The sequence below is a fragment of the Amycolatopsis sp. NPDC004625 genome, from assembly GCF_040609695.1.
Classification (GTDB): Bacteria; Actinomycetota; Actinomycetes; order Mycobacteriales; family Pseudonocardiaceae; genus Amycolatopsis.
Genome location: NZ_JBEXKX010000044.1, coordinates 66,119 through 81,248, shown reverse-complemented (window position 1 = coordinate 81,248; position 15,130 = coordinate 66,119). Strand labels below are relative to the sequence as shown.

The 15,130-nt window shown below is 71.3% G+C and carries 13 protein-coding genes; 2 read left to right on the top strand and 11 right to left on the bottom strand.

Annotated features, from left to right (window positions below; genetic code table 11):
• The first annotated feature begins 129 nt into the window (after nucleotides 1–129).
• Both ABZW17_RS36540 and ABZW17_RS36535 read left to right on the top strand, forming a co-directional pair.
• Nucleotides 130–453: a metalloregulator ArsR/SmtB family transcription factor gene (locus tag ABZW17_RS36540; protein WP_003092533.1), complete on the top strand. Its 324-nt coding sequence runs from the start codon at nucleotides 130–132 to the stop codon at nucleotides 451–453.
• Complete coding sequence (locus ABZW17_RS36535; RefSeq protein ID WP_354824266.1) at nucleotides 450–962, top strand: SRPBCC domain-containing protein; 513 nt, start codon at nucleotides 450–452, stop codon at nucleotides 960–962. Before ABZW17_RS36540 ends, ABZW17_RS36535 begins: the two co-directional genes overlap by 4 nt.
• Before the next feature lie 55 nt (nucleotides 963–1,017).
• Here ABZW17_RS36535 and ABZW17_RS36530 read toward each other — a convergent pair whose 3' ends face one another.
• The 11 genes from ABZW17_RS36530 to ABZW17_RS36480 all read right to left on the bottom strand — a co-directional run bounded on the left by ABZW17_RS36530 (nucleotide 1,018) and on the right by ABZW17_RS36480 (nucleotide 14,973).
• The gene (locus ABZW17_RS36530) at nucleotides 1,018–1,986 is read right to left on the bottom strand and encodes a BadF/BadG/BcrA/BcrD ATPase family protein (protein ID WP_354824263.1); all 969 of its coding nucleotides are present in this window, start codon (nucleotides 1,984–1,986) and stop codon (nucleotides 1,018–1,020) included.
• Nucleotides 1,983–3,248 (bottom strand): 6-phospho-beta-glucosidase, encoded by a 1,266-nt coding sequence (locus tag ABZW17_RS36525; protein ID WP_354824260.1) that lies wholly within the window; start codon nucleotides 3,246–3,248, stop codon nucleotides 1,983–1,985. Before ABZW17_RS36525 ends, ABZW17_RS36530 begins: the two co-directional genes overlap by 4 nt.
• Nucleotides 3,245–4,135 (bottom strand): carbohydrate ABC transporter permease, encoded by an 891-nt coding sequence (locus ABZW17_RS36520; RefSeq protein WP_354824257.1) that lies wholly within the window; start codon nucleotides 4,133–4,135, stop codon nucleotides 3,245–3,247. The genes ABZW17_RS36525 and ABZW17_RS36520 overlap by 4 nt, the downstream gene beginning before the upstream one ends.
• Nucleotides 4,132–5,127 (bottom strand): sugar ABC transporter permease, encoded by a 996-nt coding sequence (locus ABZW17_RS36515; RefSeq protein WP_354824254.1) that lies wholly within the window; start codon nucleotides 5,125–5,127, stop codon nucleotides 4,132–4,134. The genes ABZW17_RS36520 and ABZW17_RS36515 overlap by 4 nt, the downstream gene beginning before the upstream one ends.
• Complete coding sequence (locus tag ABZW17_RS36510; RefSeq protein ID WP_354824251.1) at nucleotides 5,124–6,485, bottom strand: extracellular solute-binding protein; 1,362 nt, start codon at nucleotides 6,483–6,485, stop codon at nucleotides 5,124–5,126. Before ABZW17_RS36510 ends, ABZW17_RS36515 begins: the two co-directional genes overlap by 4 nt.
• 24 nt (nucleotides 6,486–6,509) lie before the next feature.
• Complete coding sequence (locus ABZW17_RS36505) at nucleotides 6,510–7,703, bottom strand: ROK family transcriptional regulator (RefSeq protein WP_354824284.1); 1,194 nt, start codon at nucleotides 7,701–7,703, stop codon at nucleotides 6,510–6,512.
• A gap of 283 nt (nucleotides 7,704–7,986) precedes the next feature.
• Nucleotides 7,987–9,003, bottom strand: a complete 1,017-nt coding sequence (nudC, locus tag ABZW17_RS36500) for an NAD(+) diphosphatase (RefSeq protein WP_354824248.1) — start codon at nucleotides 9,001–9,003, stop codon at nucleotides 7,987–7,989.
• Complete coding sequence (locus tag ABZW17_RS36495; protein WP_354824245.1) at nucleotides 9,003–10,382, bottom strand: pitrilysin family protein; 1,380 nt, start codon at nucleotides 10,380–10,382, stop codon at nucleotides 9,003–9,005. Before ABZW17_RS36495 ends, nudC begins: the two co-directional genes overlap by 1 nt.
• Nucleotides 10,379–11,671, bottom strand: a complete 1,293-nt coding sequence (locus ABZW17_RS36490; protein WP_354824242.1) for a pitrilysin family protein — start codon at nucleotides 11,669–11,671, stop codon at nucleotides 10,379–10,381. Before ABZW17_RS36490 ends, ABZW17_RS36495 begins: the two co-directional genes overlap by 4 nt.
• Before the next feature lie 63 nt (nucleotides 11,672–11,734).
• Nucleotides 11,735–13,264: a DUF2207 domain-containing protein gene (locus ABZW17_RS36485; protein ID WP_354824239.1), complete on the bottom strand. Its 1,530-nt coding sequence runs from the start codon at nucleotides 13,262–13,264 to the stop codon at nucleotides 11,735–11,737.
• A gap of 2 nt (nucleotides 13,265–13,266) precedes the next feature.
• Nucleotides 13,267–14,973: a DUF2207 domain-containing protein gene (locus ABZW17_RS36480; RefSeq protein WP_354824281.1), complete on the bottom strand. Its 1,707-nt coding sequence runs from the start codon at nucleotides 14,971–14,973 to the stop codon at nucleotides 13,267–13,269.
• Nucleotides 14,974–15,130 lie beyond the last annotated feature (157 nt).

The window sequence follows — 15,130 nt, the reverse complement described above, 5'->3', positions numbered from 1 at the left end:
TGGTAAGGCGGGTTAGAACCCGCCTTACCACTCACGACCGGCGCACGAACGAATGGCCGTCACCCAGCGTGGGTGGCGGCCTTCTTCGCGCGTTGACATGTGACCTTTTGGTCACCTATTCTCGCTGACGTGCCCGACGACGACCTGGTGTTCAAGGCGCTGGCGGATCCGACCCGCCGGTTCCTGCTCGACCTGCTCTTCGAGCGTGACGGCCGCACGCTCACCGAGCTGGAGACCCAGGTGGAGATGACCCGCTTCGGCGTCATGAAGCACCTGAAGCTCCTGGAGGAGGCCGGCCTCGTCGTCGCGCGGAAGGAAGGCCGGGAGAAGCGGCACTTCCTCAACCCCGTCCCGATCCGCCAGATCCACGACCGGTGGATCGACAAGTACACCGAGCGCCACGTCACCGCGCTCCTCGATCTCAAGAACGAGCTGGAAGGCGAAGAACCATGAGCGACACCGTGCAGGTCTACCGCGTCTACATCAAGGCGTCCCCGGAGCGCATCTGGGACGCCATAACGAAGCCCGAGTGGACGGCGAAGTACGGCTACACCGGCCTCGTCGACTTCGACCTGCGGCCCGGCGGCAAGCACCGCACCCGGCCGACGCAGGCGTTCATCGACGCCGGGATGACCGGGGACCTCGTCGACGGCGAGGTGCTGGAGGTGGACCCGCCGCGCAAGCTCGTCATCACCTGGAAGCTGCTGATGGCGCCGGAGGACACCGCCGACGAGCCCTACACGACGCTCACCTACGAGATCGAGGAGTCCAAGACCGCCGGCACCCGGCTGACCGTCACCCACGACGTCACCGGCGCCCCCTCGATGGCCGGCATGGTCAGCGGGGCCTTCGAGCGGCTGGACGCGCCGCCGAACGAGAACGCCGGTGGCGGCTGGGCCTGGATCCTCTCCGACCTCAAGACGCTGCTGGAGACCGGCGACACCATCGTCCCGGCGCCGTAAGGGGGTCTGGCGGGGCCGGCCTCGCGCCGCTTCGAGACCGGTCCCGCCAGGGTCTTCAGACGCGCTGGGTCGCCGCCTTGAGCGCCGCCTTGGCGGCCTCCGGCGCGCCCAGCGTGTCGAGTCCGGACAGCGCCGCACCCACCACGGGGTTCACGTCGACGACGCGGACCACCGCGCGCGGCGCGACCTTGAGGCACCGGCGTTCGATCTCCGCGATCACCGGCGCGCCGATGCCGGTCAGGACGCCGCCGCCGAGCACGATCTCCGGGGCGTCCTCGGTCAGGTCCAGGTTGCGCAGGATCACCGCCGCGAACACGCTGACCTCTTCGGCGAACCGCGTCACGACGTCCTGCGCGACCTCGTCGCCGGCCGCCGCCACCTCGAACAGCAGCGGGCACAGGCCGTGGATCGACGCCGGGTCGATCTCCTCGAAGTGCAGGCCCTGCACGACGTCCAGCAGCGTCGGCTTCCCGAAGTACGCCGCCACCGCCGGCATCAGCGCGGTCCGCGGGCCGCGGCCGTCTTCGGCGCGCACGGCCCACCACAGGGCCTCCTCGCCGAGCCGGTAGCCGCCGCCCCAGTCGCCGGAGATCTTGCCCAGCGCGGGAAAGCGGTGCACACGGCCGTCCGGGCCGACGCCGGCGCCGTTGATCCCGGCGCCGCACACGACCGCGACGCCCACCCCCGCGCTGCCCGCCCGGAGCAGCGCGAGGGTGTCGTTGCCGACGGTCAGCGTGTCGCTCCACCCGCGGGCGGACAGGGCCGCGTGCAGCGTCTCTTCCTCGCGGGGGAAGTCGAGCCCGGCGAGGTACGCGGAGGTGTGCACCGCGGCCGGCCGGGTGCCGAACGCGGGATACGCCTCCAGCACCAGGTTTTCCAGCGCCGCGACGCAGGCCGCGACGCCGATGTTCTGCGGCGACGCGCCGGGGCCACGCGACTTCCCCAGCACGACACCGTCTTCCGAGATCACCAGGACCTCGGTCTTGCTGTTGCCGCCGTCGATCGCGATGATGGCAGGCTTCATCCGCGGGCCCAGGGCAGGTACTCGCGGTTGATCTGGACCAGCGAGTCGGCGAGGGTGTCGGCCTTCGTGTACTGGCCGACCAGCGGGTGCGCCAGCAGCGCGTCGGCCACGCGGTCGCGGCCGCCCTTCAGCGCCGCCTCCAGCGCCAGGAACTCGTACGCCGTCGTCGCCGCGATCAGGCCCGAGAAGTTCGGCTCCACCGGAGGCTGCGGGATCGGCGTCGCCCCCTTGGCGTCCACAATGGACCGCGCTTCGATGACGGCGTCGTCCGGCAGGAACGGGAACGTCCCGTCGTTGCGGACGTTCACCACGTGTTCCTCGGCCGGGCCGCCCGCGGTCAGCGCGTGCACCAGCTGCACCGCGGCCTCGGAGTAGTACGCCCCGCCGCGCTTTTCGAGCGACTCCGGCTTCGTGTTCTGCTCCGGGTCGAGGTAGATCTTCAGCAGTTCTTCCTCGACGTCGGAGACGACGTCCGCGCGCGGCCGTTCGGTGCGCTGCTTGGTGACCTGCTCGTCGTGCGCGTAGAAGTACTTCAGGTAGTACGACGGCACGACGTTCATCCGCCGCAGCCACTTTTCCGGCACGCTGACCTCGTTGGACAGGTAGTCCAGGTGCTCCTCCAGCAGCTCCGGCAGCCGGTCGACGCCGTCGACGAGCGCGCCGCGCTCCCAGCTCAGGTGGTTCAGTCCGGTGTGGACGAGCTTGACGTCGTCCGCGCCGACCCCCAGCAGCTTCCCGAACTGCCGCTGCAGGTTGATCGCCACGTTGCAGAGCCCGACCGCGCGGTGGCCCTCGTTGAGCAGCGCGCGCGTGACGATGCCGACCGGGTTGGTGAAGTTGACGATCCACGTGTCGTCGCCGGCGATCTTGCGGACGCGGTCGGCGATGTCCAGCACGACCGGGACCGTCCGCAGGGCCTTCGCCAGGCCGCCCGCACCGGTGGTTTCCTGGCCGACGCAGCCGCAGGCGTGCGGGAACGTCTCGTCCGAGCGCCGCGCCCGCTGTCCTCCGACGCGCAGCTGGATCAGCACCGCCGAAGCGCCGTCGACGCCCTCCTCCAGCGACTGCGTGGTCCTGACCCGCGCGGGGTGTCCGGCGTGGTCGAGGAGGCGCTGGCTGAACCCGCCGACGGCCTCGACGCGGTAGGCGTCCGGGTCGACCAGCACGATCTCGTCGACGTCCAAAGTGGACCGGCGACCGGCGATCCCGTCGATCAGCTCCGGCGTGTAGGTGGACCCGCCACCGACGACTGCCAGCTTCATCCCTTGACTCCCGTGAATGTGATGCCCTTGACGAACGACTTCTGGGCGAAGATGAACAGCACGATCACCGGCGCCATGATCAGCGCGGTCGCCGCCATCGTCATGTTCCACTCGACGTGGTGCATGCCGCGGAAGGACGCGATGGCCAGCGAAAGCGGCCAGTGGTCCTGGTCTTCGCCGGTGTAGAGCAGCGGCCCGAAGTAGTCGTTCCAGGTGAACAGGAAGCAGAACATGGCGGTGGCCGCGATCCCCGGCTTCGCCATCGGGATCAGCACGCGGTACATCGCCTGGAATTCGTTGCAGCCGTCGATCTTCGCCGCTTCGAGGTAGTCCTTCGGAATGGTGAGGAAGAACTGCCGGAGCAGGAAGATCGAGAACGCGTCGAAGAAGAAGTACGGCACGATCAGCGGCACCAGGGTGCCGGTGAGGCCCAGCCGGACCCACAGGTCGTACAGCGGCACGACGGTGACCTGCGGCGGCAGCAGCATCGCCGCCACGGTCAGCATGAAGAACAGGTTCTGCCCGCGCCACTTGAGCTTCGACAGCGCGTACGCCGCCGGGATCGCCGAAAGCAGCGCGCCCACCGTCGCCAGCGCCGAATACAGCAGGCTGTTGCCGAAGTATTCGAGCAGCGGCGCCTTCTGGAACACCTTGACGAAGTTCTCGAAGTGCCATTCGGCCGGCCACAGGCTCGCCGTCATCGCCTGGTCGCTCGCCATCACCGCGGTGAGGAAGACGAACAGGATCGGCAGCATGAAGATCACGCCCATGGCGATGCCGACCGAATGCAGCGCGACGAACGACAGCCGCCTGTCCCAGTTCCGCTTGAACTTCACCTTCGGCGGCACGCCGGCCGCTTTTTGGGGCGCTTCGGCCAGTGCGGTCATGCCCCCTCCTCCTGGTGCTGGGACTTCCTGAGCTGGCGCACGAGAATCCAGGTGAACCCGGAGCTCACGACGAACAGCAGGACGGCCATCGCGGCCGCGTAACCCATGTTGAAGTAGCGGAAACCCTGGACGTACAGCCAGATCGGGTACGTCAGCGTCGAGTTCTGCGGCGCCCCGATGAGTTTCGAGTTGCCGGCGACGTCCGCGGTCCCCGCCGAAGCCGACGACGCCACGATCGCCTGCGTGAAGAACTGCAGCGCGTAGATGATCGAGTTGACCACGCCGAACAGCAGCACCGGCGAGATCGACGGCAGCGTGACGTGCCAGAACCGGCGGATCGGGCCGGCGCCGTCGAGCTCGGCGGCCTCGTACTGCTCGGTCGGGACGTCCAGCAGCGCGGCCAGGATGATGATCATCAGCTCGCCGGAACCCCAGAGCGCCAGCAGCGTCAGCGCCGGCTTCGACATCGACGGGCTGTTGAACCAGAGGCCGCCGTCGATGCCGACGAGCCGCAGGAACCGGTTGACCGGGCCGAACTCCGGGTTGAACACGAAGACGAACGCCAGCGTGGCCGCCGCGGGCGGGGCGAGCGTCGGCAGGTAGCAGAGCGTCCGGACCAGCCCGACGCCCGACTTCAGCCGGGAAATCACCGACGCGACGCCGAGGGAGAACACCACGCGGCAGACCGTCAGGACGACCACCAGCCACAGCGTGTTGTACGCGGCCGTGCCGACCAGCGGCTCGCTGGTGAACATCCGGACGTAGTTGTCGAAACCGATGAACTGCGGCGCGTTGATCAGGTCGTAGCGGGTGAAGGAGTAGTAGACCGTGGCGATCAGCGGGTAGCCGAAGAAGACGAGGAACCCGATGAACGCCGGGGCCATGAAGAACAGGACGGTCCGGCGGCGCTTGGCCCGGCGGGCCCCCGCCCGCGCCTTGCTCGGCGCGGACGGGGAGCCGTCGGTTTTGAGCGGGACAGCGGTGGACGTCATCCGCCCGCGCCCTTCTGCTTGAGTTCGTCGTCGATCTGCGCGTCGACCTTCTTGAGGCCTTCGGTCAGGTCGGGGATCGAGCCGGCCTGCCACTTCTCGGCGAAGTCGTTGACCGCCTTGAGGTGCGCGTCGCCGATCGGGGTGGTCTGGTTGGCGACCAGCTTGCCGCTGTCGTAGATGTCGAGGAACGTCTTGAACTGCGGCTGCAGGTCCAGCCGCGGCGAGGTCAGCGACGCCTTGGTGCTGGGCACGTTCTTGAGGCCGTTGGCCATGTCCACCAGGGTGTCGGTGTCCAGGGTGACCTGCTTGATCAGCTCCCACGCGGCGCCGGGGTTCTTGGCGCCCTTGGGGATCGCGATGATCGTGCCGGTGGTGAAGCCGCCGCCGTAGTGGTCGGCCATGCTGTCGAGCACCGGGGCCGGCGCGGTGCCGTAGTTGACGTCCGGCGCCTGGTCCTTGAGGAACGCGGTGCGGAACTCGCCGTCGTAGATCATCGCCAGCTTCTTCTTGTGGAAGCCGTGGTCGGCGGAGTACTCGTCACCGAGGCCGGCCTTGAACTGCTCGACCTTGGCGTGGCCGCCGTAGAAGTCGATCAGCTGCTTCTGGAACTCGAACATCGCCTTCCAGCCGGGGTTGCTGGCGAGGTCCGACTTGCCGTCCGGGCCGAGGAAGGGCGCGCCGAAGTTCGGCGCCCAGTACTGGGCCTGGTTGGCGTAGAACGGCATCGAGGGCAGGAAGCCGGCGACCTTGATCGAGCCGTCCGGGTTGAACTCGGTCAGCTTCTTGGCCGCCTCGAACAGCTCCGACGTCGTCTTCGGCGGCGAGGTGATGCCCTTGGCCGCGAACATGTCCTTGTTGTAGTAGAGCCCGTAGACGTCGGCGAGCATCGGCATCGCGCACCGCTTGCCCTGGTACTCGGTGTAGTTGCGGACCGCCTCGGGGATCTGGTTGAGGTCGATCTTGTCGCGCTCGATGTAGGGCTTGAGGTCCTGGAAGCTGCCGGTGGAGCACCAGGCGCCCAGGTTGTCGGTGTAGAAGGAGATCGCGACGTCCGGTGGGTTGCCGCCGCGGATCGACTGCGTGAGCTTGTCGTCGTCCTGGTTGCCCTCGTGCTTGATCTCGATGTTCGGGAACTTCGCCTTGAGCTTGTTGAGGCCCGCGGTGACCACGCCGTACTCGCGGTCGGTGAACTTGGAGTACACGGTGATCGTGAGCTTGTCGTCCTTGCCGGGCGCGGCCGCCGCGTCACCGCCGCCGCTCGGGGCGGCGGCGCCGGAGCAGGCGCTGGTCAGCAGGACGGACGCCGCGGCGGCGGCCACAAGCAGGGCGCCGCGACGGGTCCGGGTGGTAGGGGGCATGGCCCTCCTCCTCATCGGTTGGAGCTACTCGGTCGGGGACGGGTGCTGCCGCCCTCGGGGCGACCCGAGGAGCGTGGGGGTGACGACGCCGAAGACGTCCTCACGGGTGGTGGCGAGCGCGGACTGCAGGGCGCCCGCGCGAACGGCGTTGCCCTGCACGGAAGCGCACCCGACGGGGGTGCGCGGCAGGACCAGTTCGTGCAGCTTTTCCTGGACGAGCGCGGCGAACTCCACGCCACCGGCGCGGCTGGTGTCGCCACAGAGGAGCACGAGCTGCGGGTCGGCGACGGCGACGAGGTTCGCGACGCCCCCGGCGACCCGCCGGGCGAGATCGTGCCGGAACGGGTGGTCCGGGCCGGTCTTCGCCACGGCGTCCCAGGCGGTTTCGGCCTGGACTCCGTGCGCGGCGGCGAGCCGGCAGACGGCGGGCGAGTCGACGAGGTTGCCGAACCGGGCGCCGGCTTCGGGCCAGACGTCCCCGGTGTCCTTGGTGGCGGGATCGGGCACCCGCATCCAGTCGATCTCGCCGCCGCCGCCGGTGGCACCGCGCAGCAGCCGCCGCCCGATGACGACCGCGCCGCCGACGCCTTCGGACAGCCACACCATGACGAAGTCGTCGACGTCCTGCGCCTGCCCGACGGTCATCTCCTCGACCGCGACCAGGTTGACGTCGTTCTCGATCAGGACGTCGACGCCGAGTTCGTCGGACAGCTTCTGCGGGACGTCGAAGCCGAGCCAGCCGGGGATGTGCGGTGCGGAGGACAGCAGCCCGGTCCGCGGATCGAACGCCCCCTGCGCGCCGATCACGACGTGGGCCAGGTCTTCTCTCCTGATCCCGGCTTCCCCGGCGACTTTCTGGAGGGCCTCACCGAAGGTCCCGACGACGTCGGCGCCCGCATGGACGGGCAGCGGCGTCCGGTGTTCGGCGAGCACGACCCCGGCGACGTCCGCGACGACGAAGTCGGCCAGGTGCGGCGTGAGATCGACGGCGGCGACGAAGGCGAGGCTGCCGTTGGCCGCCCAGAGCTGGGCCCGGGGTCCCCGGCCACCACCCCGGACGCCGGCCTTGGTGACGAGGTTGTCCTGCTCGAGCCGGGTGAGCAGCTGCGCGGTGGCGGGCTTGGACAGCCCGATGGCGAGTTCGAGCTCGGCCCGCGTGAGCGGCCCCTCCCGCAGGAGGACCTCGATGGCGGCGCGATCGTTGATCTCGCGCAGCATCCGCGGGCTACCGGCTCGCACTCGTTCCTCCGGACTTAATTAGGATACTTTACAGACGGTTTCCGGGGACTGTAGTGAGCCGGAGCACAGCCGTCAACGGGGCCGGTGAAACGGCCAGGTAACGCTTGGCGGTGTTGGGCCAGGTGGCGGGCGCACCGGTGAACGAGTTGCGCCGGTCCGGCGCGGCCGGTCAGGAGTTCCCGGTGGCCGGTGCGCCCGGCGCAACGAAAACGGCCCCGGCGGGGAGCCGGGGCCGTTGGTCATCGCAGTCCGTGTCGGGTGGTCACTCCTCCGCGTCCGCCCAGGCCTTGAGCATCACGCGGGCAATGGACGAGTTCCCCGGCAGGATGATCTCCGCCGCCCCATCCGCGATCGGGGTCGGCTTCGAACCTTCGGCGCGGGAGCTGTTCTCGAACGCCGCCCGCACCTCCGCGCGCGACACCCACAGGGCCTCTTCGATCTCGCCGTCCGCCGGCACCAGCGGCAACGACCGGTCCGCCCGGGCGGTGAACCCGAGCATGATCGACCGCGGGAACGGCCACGGCTGGCTCCCGAGGTACCGCACGTCCGAGACGGCCGCGCCCACCTCTTCGCGGATCTCCCGGACCACGCACGCTTCCAGGGACTCCCCCGCCTCGACGAACCCCGCCAGCACCGAATACCGCCCCGCCGGCCAGATCGGCTGACGGGCCAGCACCACGTGCGATCCGTTGACGCCTTCGAGGGAGTGGACCAGGCAGATCACCGCCGGGTCCGTGCGGGGGTACTCCTCGCGGCCGCAGCCCGTGCACTTGCTCGCCCAGCCGAACTGGACCAGCTCCGTCTCGCTCCCACACCGGGTGCAGAACTTCGCCTGACGCCGCCAGAACCTCAGCGCCTGCGCCGTCGTGAAGAGCCCCGCCGACGTGTCGTCCAGGAGGTCGCCGTAGCCGCGCAGCTCGACCCAGACCTCGCCGTCCGCGCGGGGGACCTCCTCCACGAAACCCCAGCTGCCGGCCATCTTCACCGTGTCGGCCGAGCCGGACGGGCCGCCGGGCAGCGACCAGTAGTCGACGTCCTGCCACTCGCCCAGGAACACCGCGTCGGGCGGGGGTGCCGAACCGAAGTCGACCGCCTTGCGGAACGCCAGCGTCGACGCCCCCTCGACCACCGGGGTGCGCCCGGTGTCGTCCAGGAGGACGACCCGGGCGTCCGGCCAGCGGGCCGCCAGCCGCGCCGGGTTGGTGCGCAAGCCTTCCTGACGGTCCACTGTGGACCGGGACAGGGTCGGCAGGTCCCCCAGGGTGAACGGGCCGGACATCAGGCCGGCTCGCCCACGACGACGTCGCCGAGCGCGCGCAGCTTGCGTTCCAGCACCGCCGCGTCCCCGACCACCACGCCCGTGAACCGCTTGGGCGCGAAGTACTTCAACGCCGCTTCGGCCACGTCTTCGGCCGTCACCGCCGCCACCCGCGCCGGGTGCTCGTTCAGCCACTCCAGGCCCAGCCCGGTCGAGGCCAGCGCGAGCACCTGCCCGGCCAGCCCGGCCTGCGACGACGTCGACGTCAGCAGCGAACCGATCGCGTACTGCCGCACCGATTCCAGCTCGTCGCCCGACGGCGGCACCTGGCCGAGGCGGCCCAGCTCGTAGCGCGTCTCCAGCAGCGCCGGGGCTGTCGCGTCGGTCGCGGTGTCCGCGTCGACGTTGACCACCGCCGTGCCGTCGGTGAACTCGAACCCGGAGTGCGCGGAGTACGTGTACCCCTTGTTCTCGCGGATGTTCTCCACCAGCCGCGACGAGAAGTACCCGCCGAAGGCCAGGTTCGCCAGCTGCAGCGCCGCGTAGCCCGGGTCCGTGCGCGGCACGGTCTGCGCCGAGAGCCGGATCTGCGACTGCACCGCACCCGCGCGCGGCACCAGCAGCACGTCCGGGCCGGTCAGGTCGGGCAGCGACGGCAGCCGGACGGCGGAGCGGTCCGACGCCCAGCCGCCAAGCACCTTCTCCAGCTCGCCGACGACACCGGCCGGGTCGAGGTCGCCCACGAGCACCATGACCGAACCGCGCGGCAGCACGGACGCCTGGTGCAGCGCCCGGACCTGCTCGGGCGTCACGACGGCGACGTCTTCGGCGCGCGGGACCTCGCGCGTGGCCGGGTGGTCGCCGTAGCGGTGCTTCTGCAGGGCCTCCCGCGCGATCGTGCGCGGCTGCGTCCGGGAGACGGCGATCCGCTCGACCAGCCGCTCCTTCTCGCGCGCGATTTCCTCGTCCGCGTACGTCGCCGCCGTGAGGACGTCGCCGAGGACGTCGAGGAACGTCGGCAGCTTGTCGGCCAGCGCGGAACCGGTCAGCACCAGGCGTTCCGGGTCGACGCCGGCGCCGATGTCGCCGCCGATCAGGGCCAGCTCGGCGTCGATCTCGATGCGGTTGCGCCGCGCCGTGCCGGTCAGGATCGTCTCGGCGAGCACCTCAGCCGTCGCCGGGTGCAGCGCGTCGTCGCCCGCGAACGGGATCCACAGCCGCGCCTCGACCATCGGCACGGTCGCCTTGCGCACGGCCAGCACGCGCAGGCCGTTGCTCAGCTCGGTGTCCACATGGGACAGATCCGCGGCGGCCCGCTGCGGACCGAGCGGCGGCAGCGGCCGCGGCCCCCGCGCGGTGCGGCCGATCTCGTCGGCGCTGCGGTGCGTTGCTGAAGTCACTGCTCGTTGTTCCCTTCCGAAGCGGGCTTGACCACCAGCACGGCGCGCGCGTCCGGGCGCAGCGCCTTCGCCGCCGCCGAGACGGCCTCCGCGGTGACGGCGGACATCCGGTCCGCGAGCCGGTACACCAGCGACGCGTCGCCGTAGAGCAGTTCGAACGAGCCGAGGGCCAGCGTCCGCGACACCAGCCTGTCGTGCTCGGAGTGCAGGCTCGCCGTCCAGCGGGCGGTGACCTTGCGCAGCTCCTCCTCGCTCGGCGGCGTCTCGGCGAGCTTCTCCAGCTCGTCGTCCAGCGCGGCCAGCACGCGCTCGCGGGACACCTCGTGCGGGTGGATCAGGGTGATGGTGAACGTGTCGGGGTCGCGGGCCTCGAACGGGCCGAACAGCCCGGCGCCCGCGCCGATGTCGACGACCAGGGGCTCGCGGTGCACCAGCCGCTGCTGCAGGCGGGAGCCGTCGCCGTCGGTGAGCACGCCGGCCAGCACGAGGTAGGCCAGGTAGCTGTCGACGTCGTTGATCGGGTCCGGCATGCGGTAGCCGATGCCGAGCGCGGGCAGCGGGGCGTGCGCGTCCTCGATCTCGCCGTGGAGCTCCGTGGTCGGCAGCGGCTCGGCGAAGGACGGCCGCTGCGGCGCCGGGCGGTGCGGAACGTCGCCGAAGTGCTCCTCGATCAGCTTCTTCGCGTTGTCCACTTCGAAGTCACCCGCCACCGTGAGCACGGCGTTCGCCGGCGCGTAGTAGGTGTCGAAGAACGCCGCGCAGTCGTCGACCGTGGCGCTTTCGAGGTCCTCGAAGCCGCCGTAACCGTTGTGCGCGTTGGGGAACGTCGAGTACAGCACCGGCGGCAGGGTGATCCACGGGAACCCGCCGTAGGGCCGGTTCAGCACGTTGAGCCGGATCTCCTCCTTGACGACGTCGATCTGGTTCGCCAGGTTCTCCGCCGTCAGCTTGGGCGCGCGCATCCGGTCGGCTTCGAGGAACAGCGCGCGCTCGAGCGCGGCGCTCGGCAGCACCTCGAAGTAGTCGGTGTAGTCCGGGTGGGTGGACCCGTTGAAGGTCCCGCCGCTGGACTGCACGTGCCGGAAGTGCGCGAGTTTCTCGAGGCTCTCCGAGCCCTGGAACATCAGGTGCTCGAAGAGGTGCGCGAAACCGGTGCGCCCCTCCGGCTCGGAACGGAAACCCACGTCGTAGTGCACGCTGACGCCGACCACCGGCGCGGTCGCGTCGGGGGCGAGAACCACGCGCAGACCGTTGTCGAGGGTGTATCGGACGAGCTCGGGATCGGCCATGGCCCCACCCTACGACGCCCCCGCCGTTCCCGGCGCCCCGGCTCGTGAGTGGTAAGGCGGGTTCTAACGCGCCTTACCACTCACGAGCTCGAGAAGGTGACCGCGGTGGGCGGCGGCGAAGGTGCCCGCGAGCGCGGTCGCGAAGGATCCGGCCTGGTCAGGGGTGACGTCGCCGGCGTGCCAGTAGACCGGCGGCGGGGTCTTGAGCCCGTCGAAGGCGGCCACCCAGGACGCCAGTTCGCCCAGAGCGAGCGCGTACGGCAGGCCGCGGGAGAAGACCTGCTCGCGTTGCGGCTTGCCGAAGTCCTTCGCCCTGACCGACACGAGCGTCTCGCCGAGGCCGCGCAGGCGCCGCGCCACGTCGGCGCCCGCCCGCCGCCGGACGGGCAGCGCGGCCCAGGCGGCGACGATGGCGGTCCCGGCGAGCACGACCATGACGCCGAGCTGGGCGTAGCCGACGGTGAGGGCGAGCAGGACGGTGAGGAAGACGCCGTAGAAAACGATCCGGACCCCGGCCCGGCGCAGCCGCCCCGTCACGAGCCAGCCGCGTCGGACGACGTCGGCGGTCAGCTCGGCGCGCGGGACTTCGACGCGCCGCTGCCGCAGCTCGGCGAGGGTCACCGGCTCGTCCGGCACGACGGCGTCGTACACCGCACGTTCGAAGGCGGTCAGGTGCTCGTCGGGCGGGTTGCGGCGGGCCAGCGTGGGACCGTCGCTGACCCAGAGGTAGTTGCGGACGGCGAGGTCGAGCACGGTCGCGGCCAGGTCGAGCGGGCCGGCCCGGCCGCGCAGGAGGAGACCGGCGTGGCCCGGCAGCACCCCGGCCGGGGACGCGAACTCGCCGCCCGCGGTGACCAGCTCGGCCTTCGGCGCCTCCCCCGGCTCGGCGTGCCGGCGGCGGGCGAGGAGCACCCAACCGGCTGCGGCCAGCAGAAGCGCGGCGAAGGCCGCCCAGGCCCAGCCGACCGGGGCGGTGAGCACGAACGCGCCGCCCAAGGTCTTCGCCGGGACGAGCACCTCGTTCGCCGGGACGGTCCCGGCCGGCAGCTCGACGGTCGCCGTCATCCGCCGGCCGGCGGCGAGGTTCTGCTGGCTGAACCGGGTCAGCCCGGCGTGGTCGATCTGCGCGGCCGCGCACGGGAGGTCGCCGGCGAGGCAGTCGACGGCGACCGGGATCTTCGGCGCGGCGAAGGAGGCGCGAAGGAACTTCAGCTCGGTGCTCCAGCCGCCGGCCAGGTCCCAGGTGACCCGGTCGCCGGCCACCGCACCGTCCACTGTGTACCGGACGGTCGACGTGCCGGGTGTCAGGTGGACGGTGAAGGTGTCCTTGTCCACGCTCGCCGTCCCGCCGCCTTCCAGGACGACGTCGCGGACGCCGTAGACGCGGTCGCGGTGGTGCGGCGCCGGGACGCGCAGCGCGACCCGGCGGTCCATCGTCGTGCCTTCGGGGACGGAGATCGCTTCGGCGACCGACAACGAGCCGTCGCGCTGGACCTTGAGCTGGATCTCGGCGCTCTGCGGCAGCGCCGGCGGGGGCGGCTGGTCCGCGGGGGCCGCGGTCAGGAAGAGCGCCAGGAGCGCCCCGGCGAGCACGGTCAGCGGGCCGCGGCGGCGGTGAGCACGCCGTCGAGCGCGGTCAGGAACGACGGGAAGTGCGCGCCGAACCGGCGCAGGTCGGACTCGGCCTCCATGCCGCCGTACCAGTACAGCCCGGCCGAGCCGTCCGCCGACGGGTTCAGCGCGGCGAAGGTGCCGAGCCAGCGTTCGGTGTCGCCCAGGACCACCGCGTACGGCAGGGAACGGGAGAAGACGAGCTCGCGGTCGGCCGGCGGGATGTCCTCGGCCCGCGCGGTGTGCAGGTAGTCGAGCAGCCCCCGGACCTGGCCGGCCAGCGCCCGGCCGCGGGCGGTGCGCGACGGCAGCAGCGCGGCCGCCGCGGCGACGGCGAGCCCGGCGAGCGCGACGGCCACCCCGAGCAGCGCGTACCCGACCGTGAAGGTGAGCACCGCCGTGGCGACCAGGCCGAGGGTGAAGAGGCCGGCGCCGAGCCAGGTCAGCCGGCCGCGGGCGGTGTCCGGGCGGCGGGAGAACCAGCGCTTGGTGACGACGTCGGCGTACATCGCGTCGCTGATCCGGCGCAGGTCGAGCCCGCCGCGGGCGCGCAGCTGCGACACCAGCACGGTGTCGGTGCCCGGCGGCAGCAGGGTTTCGCAGACGGCACGCTCGAAGTCGTGCAGGTGCTCGTCCGGCGGGTTGCGGCGGGTGAGCTGCCAGTCGGGCCCCGGGACCTCCGCGAGCCACAGGTAGTTGCGGACGGCGAGGTCGACGACGGTGGCGCTGATGTCGACGACGTCGACGGTCTCGTCGACGACCGTGCCGACCTGGCCGGGCAGGACGCCGTCGGGGCTGGCGAAGAAGACGCGGCCGCCGTCGCGCAGGAGGACCTCGACCGGCCCGGTGGCGGCGTGCAGCGCGCCGGCGTCCTGCTTGCGGCGGCGCCACACGAAGACGGCGGCCGCGACGAGGAAGGCGAGCAGGACGGCGAAGGCGATGCCGGTCAGCGGCGTCAGCGCGAAGGCGTTGGCGAGCAGGCCGATGGCGGCGAACTTCGCGGTGGCGGGGACGGTGCCCGCGGGCAGGCCGACGAGGAGGTCGACGCGGTCGCCGGGCCGGACGTCGTTCTGTTCGAGGCGCACGACCCCGGTGTGGTCGAGCTCGGCGAGGGTGCAGCGCCGGCTCGAGCCGACCGGGCCGGCGAAACAGTCCACAGGGGACAATTGCGGCGTCGGGGCGAGGAAGGACGCGGTGAGCTTGGTGAGCGGGGTGTCGAAGCCGCTCGCGACCTGCCAGCGGGCCTGCTGACGGCCGGCCAGGTCGGCGACGGCGCCGTCGACGGTGAACGTGGCGGTGCCGGTGCCGGCGGGGAAGGTGAGGACGAGCTGGTCGCCGGTGAGTTCGCTGGTGGCGCCTTCGGTCTTGACGTCGCGGACGGCGAAGACGCGGTCCTGGTCGTCGCCCGCCGGGACCTTCAGCGGCACGCGGGAGACGAGCTGCTGTCCGCCCGGGACGGTGACGCGTTCGGTGACGGAGAGGGTGCCGTCGCGCAGGACCTTGAGGGCGACGTCGGCGGTCGGCCCGGCGGGCGGCTGGACGTCCTGCCCGGTGAGCAGCTGGGGTTTCTTGACCTGGTCTTCGGGCAGGTTCGGCAGTACGGGCCCGGCGGAGGGCCCCTGCGCGGCGGCGGGTCCGGCGGCCAGCACGACGGCCGCGACGGCGATCGCGGCGGCGGCCCCCCATTTCATCGACACAGCACCACACCCTAGAGCACCCGATCTATGCTGACGCCCGGAACGGCGCGATCACCGCAGGTACGCCGCTTCCGACGGGGAAATCGCACGGGGGGTTCCACTCGATGACGCACGGCCCGCAGGGTCCTGGTCCACACGGTCCTGGTCCACA